Below are 12,117 nucleotides of genomic sequence, written 5' to 3'. Positions count from 1 at the left end.
TTCAATTAAGAGTAAAAGGAGTGTTATGAATGGCAAATAAAAATACAGTACGCAAATTACCACTTAAAGCTATTAAGCAAGACATAGAGAAATATAAAGAAACCGTAGATATCGACTTCATTGAAGATGGGGTCACTTACCGCATAACGTTATTCCCCTTCTTTGAACCAAGTCGTATCAATAAAGTGGTGTTTGAATTTGGAAAAGATATAAAAGCAATCCATGAAACTGAAGGGTTGGATTTTTCAGATGAATTAATTCCAGCATTTGTACTCTTTCATACGATTCTAGAGTTTAGCGACTTCCCCCTCCCTAAAACAGACGACATAAAAAAGAAAGTTTCCTATTTTTCACAAGTAATTAACAGTAAGTATTTTAAAGAGTGTACGTCATACTTAATCCAAGCGGAAACCGATAAGGTTTGGGACAAGATTATGGAAGTGATGAAGGCTAATGAGAAATTAGAACGTATGGCTAAGAAAATGAAGAAAGAACTTCAAGAGATGGATCTACAATCACCTGAGATGCGTAGATTAGTACAAGGGAAAGAATAATATGCCTAAATTTAATAAACTAAGCGACTTATTCAATCACCTTCAAAAGAATGTAATACCGGACATAATGGGAAAAGAAGTTTATGAAGTTGTTGTCGAGGAAGAATCTAAGAATGTGGAAAAATATGTATACGATGAGTATAGTCCAGCTGCTTATGAGAGGCGTGGAAGAAATCGTGGGCTAGCCAACCCTAGAAATCATACTCGTACATTTGTATATAGTGGCGTAGGTCAAGTAAAGATGTTAGTGGAAAATACCACAAAAGGAAAAGATCAAACTGGACTCGACCTTGCAAAGTTAGTTGAATACGGTCACGGAAATGGCTACGGTGAGTATCAATTCCCATACAGTTCATACGGAGAGCCTACATTCTTGAATCCAAGGCGTTTTACGTACTATACGATACTAGAATTGAAGCAATCATTAAGGCATGTGGAAGCCTTTAAGAGAGGACTTGCACGTCATAATATAAAAGTTAAATAGAACAATAGAGAAAGATGGTCATGGGATATGTCAAAGGTGAAACGAGTAAAGTATTTTACAAAAGAGAAAAAAGCTTTAATTAATCCTGACAATAAGAAACTTTATGACAAGTACTTAAAGAGTTCAATAATAAAGAATAAAGATGTGAAAGAAACCACATACAAAGTATACGAGAACTATATGACTCACTTCTTAGTGTACCTAGCTGAAGAGTGGGATAATATTGGTTTATATGAGGAAGAGTTTTTTGATGAAGCTGTAGATATAATGGAAGGATATATTGCCTTCTGTCAGGATGTTTTGTTTAATAATAAGAAAGTAATTAACACAAAAATATCCACTGTATCGAGTTTTTATCTATGGAGTATGAAGCGTGGATTCGTAGATAAGCATCCGTTCGATAAGAAACTAGAGCGTATGAAGGGTGCTAGCGAAGAAAAAATTATCAACTCTCACTATTTGGATGATGAACAAGTTGAGGAAATAACAAAGGGATTGTTAAACGATAAGAAATTTGATATCCAAGACAGATTAATTTGGTCTATTATGCTCGATTCTGCTAACCGAGTTGGTGCAATAGCTAGGCTTACCCTATCCTCTCTTGACTTAGATAATATGATGTTTGTTGACATCAGAGAAAAGCGCGGATATAAAGTTGAAGTTGCATTCACGGAAACATCTAAAGTATTAATCGAGAAATGGCTAGAAGCACGTAAAGATGAAATGGACGGGTTAGAAGTCGATGCGTTATTTATCACAAAATACAATGGTGAATATCGCCAAATGCATAAGAGCACTATCCAAGATCGCATAAGACAATTTGGGCATATTATAGGTATTGACGACTTCAGGAGTCACTCTATTCGCAAAACAACGCTGAATAATATATACCTTAAGACAGGCGACTTGTCATTAGCTGCTGAGATGGGTAACCATAAATCGGTTGAGACTACACGACAAGCATACATTAAGCCACAATCTAAGGCTGAAATACGCGAGAGAATCCATAAACTTATGGAAAAGAGTGCTAAGGAAAAAGAAAAGGAAGAATAATAATACTACCCCTCCCCCTTCATTTTGTATGTATTGCGCAAGCATATAAATTTAATAAAAGGGTAGTTTTAATGAAAAATAATGTTACATCTCCCCCTCTTGTGATATAATAAAAGTAAGAAAATTATAATTGTCACAAGGAGGAGTGATGATAAAATGGTATTCATACCTATATTTATAATCGCACTTATAGTCAGTGGGATATATTATGTATTTAAAAAAGAAGCCGACAAGAGAGAATCTAAAGTAAATTGGGTTACAGTAATACTCGCCTCCCTTCCATTTGCGATAGTTTTTGGATTCATAGCATTTGTGGGAGTGTATGGTATGTCTAGTTGAATAATTATTAACTATAAGCTATCAACTTTGATGGCTTATTTTTTATTATAAACAAAATTAATTTAAATAAAACTATTGACGGAATAATCACTTCATGGTACTATATTTATAGGGATTAGGATCGGATTAGCTACCCGATCTGAAACGGGAGGTTCCCTTATCTCCCTTTCCCTACTATTAAATAAGGGAAATAAATTATGAAGGGGTAATTTAAGATGGCGATTATCGAAGGGCAGAAAATTAACGTTAGATGGAGATATAATAATAGAAATCATTTTTTAAAATTAGGATACGAAGATAAAAGTCCTAACGACATATTATCTATACCTCCTGAACATCTAGTGAAGAGTAGCAATAAAAAGGTCAAATGTTCATGCGATAACTGTAAAGAAAAATTTGAACTAGCTTACGTCCAAGCCAATCAGCATGATTTACACTTCTGCAGCGATACCTGTAGAGCTGAATATGAGGAACCGAGCGAAGATTTCTTAATTAGTGAGTATTATAGGTTCTATGATGAGAAAAATAGACACCCTCATATGAAAGATATGACTGTTAAGAATGGATATCCCAGTAATTACCAATATATTAAGATTTTTGGATCATGGAGTAACTTTATTAAGAAATTAGATATATATGAAGAAGGAACTCAATGGCTCAAAACTGATATAGAGAAGTTAAGAAATATATATGCAAATAGCTCCAAAGAAGAAATAATGAATAGTTTAGAGAATGACTTTTCATGGGAACACATTTGTCAAACGGCTAGGAGATATGGTCTTAAGAGAAAGTATAAAGAGCCATCCAAGAAAGCATTAGAAAGAAACTTTCTAATAAGCGAATTTTGGAGATATGTTGATGAGTTTAACCGCATACCTTATATGAAAGAAATTACGACAAAGAAAGGTTATCCTAGCGAACGAGGTTATCATCGTATCTGGGGATCTTGGCACAACTTTCTAAAATCTATAGATATCATCAGAGAAGATTGCACTGACGGTTGGTATGTACACGATGAAGAAGTAGTAAAAAGATATTATGGAGACAGAACTAAAACTCCTGAATATATTATAGACAAACTTATCATTAAAAGAAAATGGGATTCAATTAAGCGCAAAGCCGGTCAGCTAGGTATTCGACGAGAAAAAGGGATTGCAAAGCTTTTTACCAAAGATTTCTTAATCAGTGAGCTGAGGAGATATTATGATGAATATAATCGAGTACCTACTCATGAAGAATTTGCAGACAACAAAGATTTTCCAAGTGCAAAGGTTATGGTTAGCTATTTTGATACATGGAATAAAGCGATATCGAGCGCTGGATTAGATGAGAACTTAATTAGATTTCATAACAAAGAAGACGTAATTAAAGAACTTCAGTACTTCTACGAGCAATATGGGCGGTCACCATACATGAGAGAGTTCAAATATTCTAGTACAGTTATTTATAATTACTGGGAATCGTGGAACGATATGCTTTTTGATTGTGGGTTGCCTGCAACAAAGGTTCTTTTTGGTGAATATACCAGAGATCAAAACGGTTACTTACATCGTTCAAAAACTGAAGCTCTTATTACAAACGTATTCATCAACAACGATGTGAACTATACTATGGAGGAAGAGTATAAGAAGTATGTCAGCACAAGTTCAAGTGAATTCATGTTTGACTGGACAATCAAACATGATGGATCGTTATTATTTGTTGAATATTTTGGCATGGCTAATAGTAACTCTGATAGACATGAGATAATTTCATATAATAAGACAACGCTAGATAAGATAAGATTATGTCAAGATAATAACTTGCTACTAATACCTATTTTCAATAAAGATCTGAATAATAATTTCAAAGGTTTAATTAGTAAATTTGAAGAAGAGGGGATTTCACTATCTGTAGAGGATGTTCTCTACAAGGATATATCTTTTTCTTAGAAGTTAAAATATTCACATATAGCAAGTAATGAGACATTTAAACCATCGTATTTGATGGTTTATTTTTTTGCCTTTTTTGAAAGGAGTTGAGGGAATAAATGAATGAAGAGTTAGGCATACTGTTAAGTTCAGGAATAGATATAAATAAATCTGTTCAGGCAATTAATAAAGATTTAAAGACTATTACAAAACAACTACAAACACTTGAATTAAATGTTGATTTGGGTAAAGCTCAGAGAGATATCCAAGAGTTTAATAAGAATATTCAAAAGTCAATGGGTAGTGCTGGGAGTAGTAATGTTGGTCAAAAAATAACCGATTCAGTGTCAATTAATATGGATTCTCTACGAAAAAATCACAGAGAAGCCTTTAATGAAATTGACAAGTTGCTCAAACATTATGGAGGATCGGTATCATCTATCCGTAAAAGCGGCGGATTAGATATAACTGATAATGGCAAGGTTACTGAACAGCTTAATAAATATAATGTAGCCATGAAGGACTTAAATGGTGTTGTGCGTAATTTTGAAATACGCAATATGGCAGATGGTCTTGAGATAGTTGATTTTAATGAAATAACCAACGTTGAAAAAGCAATGAAGAATCAAGAAAAATTAGCTGATTCAATGGCTAGAGGTAGAGAGCAGTCTATGGAAAGGCAGAGAAAAGAGCAAGAGAAGTTAGCTCAAACTCAAGCTAGATTTTCCAACAAAGCAATTGATGATGCGCACAAGGAAGCATTGGCAGAGAAAAAGAAAACTGATGAATTAGCTCACCAAATTAAACTTGCGCAACAACAAGCCGCGATCAATGTTCAGAATTTCAAGAGAAGATATAACCCTGTCATTACTCCAGAACAAAATCAGCAATTAGACGATTATGTTGCAAGCATGAATAGATTAACAACAATTACTCCTAATGTAAGTAGAAGCATTAAAGATTTAAATATGGGATTCAAACAAACGTCGGCAAGTGTTCAAGACGCGGGAGCTAAGGTAGATTCCTTCGGTAAGCAGATGATGGTTGCAATGCAAAGGATTCCCATTTGGATAAAACCAATTGTCCAAGTAAAACTCCTCTAATTCGGTGGAACTCTAAACATTCAGAAATGTAGACAATACCGAGCCAAGACTATATTAATCGACAATGTAGTAAGGTGTAACGACTATGGAGAAATCCAGTACACTCAAGCGGGTGGAAACGGGGAGCATCTTTTAAAAAGATGAAGATATAGTCTCATCTATATGGAAACATATAGCAGTCTCAAGTAGACGGCTTAAGCCTAGCGAACTTAAGTGAAGATAATTAATGGATTGGAATGTCTGCCTTCTACGCACCATTACGTGGTTACTATTTGTAAGCCACCTAATATAGAAATATATTAGTAAAAAGTGTTAAATTCAGGGAAACTCTAGAGGTAGACAACCCTGAGCGAAATTGTATCTTATACAGGACGTGCAACGACTATAATACACCATCTTAGCAACTAGGTTGAAGATGAAGGGATAGTCTGAACTACACATATAACCTAAAAAGAAAGTGTAGAATATATCAGAAATGATATATCGCCACTTAAATGTGGTCAGTAGCCTATTAGGTGAAAGTAACAGGAAGTTACAATCAGCGATAGAGCAGGTAGTAATTCTAGATACCCAGATGACAGATTTACGGAGAGTTATGGATGCAGCTCCGCATACGTATAATAATTTATTGCAAGAAAGCATTTCATTATCTTCAGAGCTGGGAAACCGAGTTCAAGATGTCAATTCTGCCCTAGTGGAATTCGCGCGCCAAGGTTACGACCCTAGTACATTATTAAACCTGACAGAAACCGCAACCATAGCCTCGAATATTTCGGAGTTGGAAACAACAGAAGCTATGTCGAGCCTTACTGCGTCGATGTCTGCATTTAATATAGAGGCTTCAGATAGTATTTCTATAATCGACAAATTAAACGAGGTAGATAATAATTTCGCGATTGATACAAAAACCCTTTCTGACGCCATCGAAAGAAGTGCAGCCGCGAGTAATACCTTCGGAGTGGAAATTGACGAATTGATCGGGCACATTTCAGCAATTGGAATTACCACCCGAGAAAGTGGTTCGGTTATAGGAAATAGTCTGAAATCAATATATTCTAGGATAACAACAATGCAACCAGCTATAGACGCGCTTGCAGGAATAGGAATAAACGTAAGAAATTCTGCAGGTGAAATGCGCCCTGTTTCTGATATATTAGCACAATTAGCTGGACAATGGAATACTCTTTCTGCTGAACAACAACAAAATATGGGTAATATTAAAACTTGCCCCTCTTATTAGTGATAGTAAGAGCAAACTCCTCTAATTCAGGGAAACCCCTAACGTAAAGCCGAGGGCAATCCTGAGCGAAGTCTATTATATAATCGAAGTTTATTATATAAGCGAAACGTGCAACGACTAGTCATTGTGACGTAGGGTGATTATTCATATCATTCGAAACGGGGAGCATCTTTTAAAAAGATGAAGATATAGTCTATTCCGACTCTCTGAAAAGAGTGTTAAAGTATTGTGAAAACAACGGTATAAAAGGTAACTTTAGCAGGAAGATATCAATTGTCAAGGTTTTTAACTTTAATGCAGCAATTCTCCACCTCAACAGATGTGACTAATACTGCGTTAACATCTCAAGGATCGGCGATGCGCGAACAGTCTGAATATGCAAAATCTTTGGAAAGTCGTTTAAATAGACTGTCAAATTCGGGAGTCAGCCTTTCGGAGAGTTTAGGATCTGCGCTTCTTACAGACTCTATTGTAGTGTTCACGGAAACTGTTGCTGATATAGCAGATGCATCATCTGAGGTTGTTAGCTTTGTGGGACTATTAGCACCTACTATTGGAACTCTAACAACAGCTTTAGCATTGCTTAGTCCCCGTTTCCGAACTGCAATAGCTGATATGGTTGTATTTAAAGGTGCTGCCGGTGGAGTTACAATTTCCACAAAGGCAATGACGGCATCATTACGCACCCTAGCTACAGCAACTGGTATTGGATTAGTATTTGCAGGTGTTGGTTTTGGGATTGAGAAACTAATCAGTATTATGGGAGATTCAATTAGGAGAAACGAAGAATTCCAAAAATCCCAAGAAACATCGCTCGATTCCCTAGCTACACAGAAAAGCACAATCAATGACTTGGTTTCCGAGTATGAAAAATTAAGCAATATTGATCGTAATATTGGTCAAGAGGAGCGATATGTAGAGCTACAGAATCAATTAGCCACCCTCCTCCCTCATATTAAGCAAGGAGAAGATGAACGTGGCAATGCAATTATAGCCAATAGTGAACATGTTAGGGAGCATATTGAATTATTAGAGGAACAATTGGCTTATCAGCAGAGATTATCTTCTGAAACGGCTGAAGCAACTATCACGACTTCTGAATCTGATATCGGTACTGCTGAGGATAAAATAGCTAAGTATCAAGAGAAAATAGCTAAGGAACAAGAAAAGCAACAAAAGCTTATTGACCAAGGTAGAATTGACGCTGCTGGTGTCGTATCTAAAGAAATTGATAAATGGAATCGTAAAATTAATGATCAATACGATATTATCAATGAGGGTCAAGAAAAAATTGCATCAGCATTTCAAGCTACAGCTCAACAAATTATCAATGTTAATGAGATAGATTTATCTGAAGATGACGTATCTTGGATTGGACAAATGGCTGAAGATGCTAGAATGTCTAAGCCTGAAATCGAAGAGTTATCTAATCAAGTTTCAGAATTGCGCGATAAGCTGAGCACTGAAATATCCCTTCAAGGATTGTCTAGTGAACAAGTTGGTATTATTAGTAGCATGACGACTAACCTAGAGTACGGTGCTATTGAATGGGATAAGTATAGAGATGCATTACAAGCAACTGGGATTGACTCAGATAGGCTTACAAATATTCTTGGTTATCTAAGAAATTCCGAAGATGAATTAGCTGAATCAGCTAAAGATGCTGAGGTTGATATTCGTACCATGTCCCCCACTTTCAATGAGTTGGGAGAAATTATCGGTTGGGTAAATGGTCAGATAGACGACAGTACCGATATGATGGACGAAAACGGAGAAGCAATAAAGGATTGGTCTGAGCGAATTTCCGAAGCTAAAGATAACTTTAGTGAATTAGCTAAGATTGCTGTAGAAATGGCTAAAGCTGGTGAACTGGATCAGGCTGCAACTCTTATGCAGAAAGACGCTTATGAGGCATTGTCTAACGAAGTCTCCCCTCTTAATGGGCTACTTGAGACATTAGCAGAAGGCAAAGCTTTATCGGCTGCAGAAGCTATGGAATTAATCAATAAAGAAGAAGCGTTAGCCGAAGCCATATCCTTTGAAAATGGTGTTATTAAGGTTAACGAGGACGCTGTTAAAAAGCTACGTGACCAAAAGGTTGCTGGTTATACTGATATGCAAAAGTCAGTTATTGCCGAAGCTCAACAAACAGCTGTTGCAACTGCTCAAAATTTAAAGAATTATGGAATAGAGATTCAAGCTATTCAAACACTTGCAGATGCTAAGGCAAGAGTCGCTCAATTAGAACTAGAGAGACGTAAATCTTTTGCTAAAGACTACACAGATGAAATGGGTCTACTTCCTAACGACGCCTTAAATAGAAGTATGGGCAGAATTGTAAGAGAAGAAATAGACACTACTATTGATAACTTTGAAGGTGTTATTGACTTACAGAAACAAGTAGAAAGCCTATCTGGAATGATTGAGTCTGGACTAACTCAAGTTGGAACATCTGCTGAGAAAATGTCTAGTTCATCTGATAAAGCTAAGAAATCAGCTAAAGACTCTAAAGCTTCATTAGAAGAGTCCACCTTTGTTGCTGATGCATATGCAAGAGTATTAGAAGAACTAAACTCAAAGATTGCTATATTAAATAACTTACATAATGATCAAGCTAAACATTCTAAGTCGTATCGTGATTCTCTACAAAAAGAAATCAAACTATTGCAACAAAAGCAGAAATTACTAGAACAACAGGCTAAGTCTCTACGTAGTCAAATTAAGAGTGGAAATATAGCTCAATATGGAATCCTTACCGATTCAACCGAAGTTACTCTCCCCTCTTCTGGTTCTGCCCAAAGTAGTAAAGTGGCTAGTGGTGGAAGTAACTCTGCGACAATTTGGAATTTCTTTAAATCAAAAGGATTCACAGATAATGTTGTAGCAGGAATTATGGGTAACTTGCAATTAGAGTCAGGGCTAAGTCCTACAGCTCTCAATAAATCATCCGGCGCATTCGGTATCGCGCAATGGTTAGGTAGCCGTAAATCTTCTCTACAAAACTATGCTAGGTCAACTGGCGGTAATATGAACAGTCTTAGCACTCAATTAAACTTCTTATGGAATGAGTTAAACGGTTCTGAGAAGCGCACAATGAACTGGTTACAGTCCAATCAAGGTGCTAGTGCTTCTACTGTTGCGCATATGTTTGATAAGCTATTTGAGCGTTCTGAGGGTACCCACGTTCCACAGAGACAAAAGTATGCTAATAATTTCTTAAATCAATATGCTGGTTCAGGTGGTTCATATCAAGCAAGTAGCGATGTAACTGACGCAGCTAAGGATAGAATTAACGCTCAAAACGAAGCATCTAGAGCTGAAGCACAAAGGCAACAAGCAGTTTTCCAAGCCGAATCTGATTTATTAGGTTTGAATCAAGAAATATCTGGTATTAATGACTTAATTGAGGACTTGAGATATCAAATCCTTGAATCGCACTTAGCTGAGTTTGATTGGCTCAAGAAGAAACTAACTGATGACTTGTCTAGGATTGATTATCAGCAATTACTTGCTGGTGACGGTACAACTAAGTGGATGAAGTTGCAGTTAGAACGAGAGGAAATACTCAAGAAACAAAGAGGACATGACCAAGACGCTCTTAAGTTTCTCAAGAATCAACTCAAGACTAACAAAGATTTAACTAAAGCTCAAAAGGCAAGATTAGATGAGGAAATAATTGATAGAACTAATCAGTTGTGGGATATGGAACAAGAAATCCTTAATGCCAGACTTGAAATGGCTGACCAAATTATTGAAACTTACAATGAAGCTTTGCGTATCCAGAAAGATGCTTCCGTTAAGGCTATTGATGATTTAATTGAGGCTATTGATAAAGAGCTGAATGAAGCTGACTGGAATAAGAAATTAAGAGATCAGCAAAAAGAAAGACAAGAAATTCTTGATGAGATGACCTCTCTAGCAATAGATGATTCTGATTCTGCCAAAAAACGCAAGGCTGAGTTGGAAAAGTTATTACAAGAAGCTGACCAATCTCTAGATGATATGTTGACAGAGAGAGAAACAGATTTACGCAAAGAGTCATTAACCAATGAGCGTGATGAGATAGAAAGTCATTATGATGACTTAATTAATGATGAGAAGCGTCTTGCTAAAATGCGCACTGATATCGTAAATGGTAGTACAAGGCAAATTCAAAAGGATTTAAGAAACTTCCAAAAAGATTTTGCAAAAAATGCTGGAGATATCGGTAAATCTGTTGTCAATAATATCTTAAGTTCAATCAATTCAGCCAATACTTATCTAGGTGGAGCAAAAGCTGTTAAAACTGCATCATTTGATACTGGTGGTTGGTATACAGGTAGTTTCTCGGGCGGAATACCTGCAACTCTCCATGAGAAAGAATTGGTCTTAAATAAGCAAGACACATCCAATTTGTTGAAGACTATTGATTGGACTAGAGGATTGGTTAGAGATATGAATAGTCTTAACTCCCCTTCTTTTGCAACCGGCTCAAGTGGTGTCGGATCAAACGACCTTACAGTTGTCTTTAATATCGACAAAGTTGAAGGTGGAAAAGCTGGTGCTGATGACTTGATTGGTAGGTCAATTGAAGGTTTTGAGAAATTAGGATTTAAATTTAAAGGGTAGATAGGCTTATGCCTGTCTCCCCTCTTTTTTTTATAGGAGGTGGATTAATGATTGGTGAGAGTAAATACTTTTCATTTGATGGGCGTAAGTCTACAGATTATCCAATTATAAATATTAACGTATCTACTGGGTCTCCTTCCCCATTTAGTGAATCGGTTGGCTCTGGGAAAACTATAAACGAAGTGTATCCAAGAAAGGCTTTCAGACCACACTTTTATGGTGTTCAGAAATCTGTAAAGCAGTTCAGTGTATCATTCGCATTTACTGAACCTTGGAATGACGACTTGATGGATGAAATTATAATGTGGCTAAATACAGATGAATATAAGCCGTTATTCTTTGAGGCTGATGTAGACAGAGTGTTTTACGCTATGCCTGTCGAGGATATCGGATTGATTCATAACGGATTAAAAGAAGGATATTTAACTTTAACATTTAGATGTGATTCAGCCTACTCATATAGCCATGAGATTATAACACCGATTTATGACACTATTGAAGAAGACTTGGAAATGATTGAAATAACCAATAGAGGTCATTATAAAATATATCCTGAAATGTGGATAGAAAAGATTGATGACGGAGACTTAGTATTAAATAATTTAACTAATGGTAATCAAGAGATGAGATTTGAAAATATTGATGTTGGTGAAGTATTACATATTAAATGTCAGACGGAAATTATCAAAACAAGTAAAGAGGACACATTTAGATATGAAGATTTTAACGATGTGTATTTAGAGATTTTGTACGGTAAGAACAGAATTAAGCTAAGCAAAAATATGAGAATTAGAATTAAATATCAGTATATCTATTCATAAGAAAG

8 protein-coding genes are annotated in these 12,117 nt (G+C 36.0%); all 8 read left to right on the top strand.

The window, feature by feature from the left end; translation table 11 throughout:
* Nucleotides 1-29: 29 nt before the first annotated feature.
* The 8 genes from NST93_RS03990 (at nt 30) to NST93_RS03955 (ending at nt 12,112) form a co-directional block, all read left to right on the top strand.
* Complete coding sequence (locus NST93_RS03990) at nt 30-554, top strand: hypothetical protein (RefSeq protein WP_405101415.1); 525 nt, start codon at nt 30-32, stop codon at nt 552-554.
* Nucleotide 555: 1 nt separating this feature from the next.
* Nucleotides 556-1,038, top strand: coding sequence for a hypothetical protein (locus NST93_RS03985; RefSeq protein WP_405101413.1), 483 nt, complete (start codon nt 556-558; stop codon nt 1,036-1,038).
* Between the two features lie 27 nt (nt 1,039-1,065).
* Entirely contained in the window at nt 1,066-2,091 is a 1,026-nt protein-coding gene (locus NST93_RS03980; RefSeq protein ID WP_405101411.1) for a tyrosine-type recombinase/integrase, read from the top strand.
* Nucleotides 2,092-2,645: 554 nt separating this feature from the next.
* Nucleotides 2,646-4,361: a homing endonuclease associated repeat-containing protein gene (locus NST93_RS03975; protein WP_405101409.1), complete on the top strand. Its 1,716-nt coding sequence runs from the start codon at nt 2,646-2,648 to the stop codon at nt 4,359-4,361.
* 98 nt (nt 4,362-4,459) lie between these two features.
* A complete protein-coding gene (locus NST93_RS03970) occupies nt 4,460-5,443 on the top strand; it encodes a hypothetical protein (RefSeq protein WP_405101407.1) in 984 nt (327 codons plus the stop codon).
* A 475-nt stretch (nt 5,444-5,918) separates the two neighbouring features.
* Entirely contained in the window at nt 5,919-6,683 is a 765-nt protein-coding gene (locus tag NST93_RS03965) for a phage tail tape measure protein (protein WP_405101406.1), read from the top strand.
* Between the two features lie 273 nt (nt 6,684-6,956).
* Complete coding sequence (locus NST93_RS03960) at nt 6,957-11,291, top strand: phage tail tip lysozyme (RefSeq protein ID WP_405101404.1); 4,335 nt, start codon at nt 6,957-6,959, stop codon at nt 11,289-11,291.
* Nucleotides 11,292-11,338: 47 nt separating this feature from the next.
* Nucleotides 11,339-12,112 (top strand): distal tail protein Dit, encoded by a 774-nt coding sequence (locus NST93_RS03955; protein WP_405101402.1) that lies wholly within the window; start codon nt 11,339-11,341, stop codon nt 12,110-12,112.
* Nucleotides 12,113-12,117: the final 5 nt, after the last annotated feature.

The sequence above is a fragment of the Oceanobacillus sp. FSL H7-0719 genome (assembly GCF_045040795.1).
In the GTDB taxonomy this organism is placed as follows: Bacteria; Bacillota; Bacilli; order Bacillales; family Amphibacillaceae; genus Oceanobacillus.
Note: the sequence above shows the minus strand (reverse complement) of the source record. Positions and strands in the feature narration are given on the sequence as shown.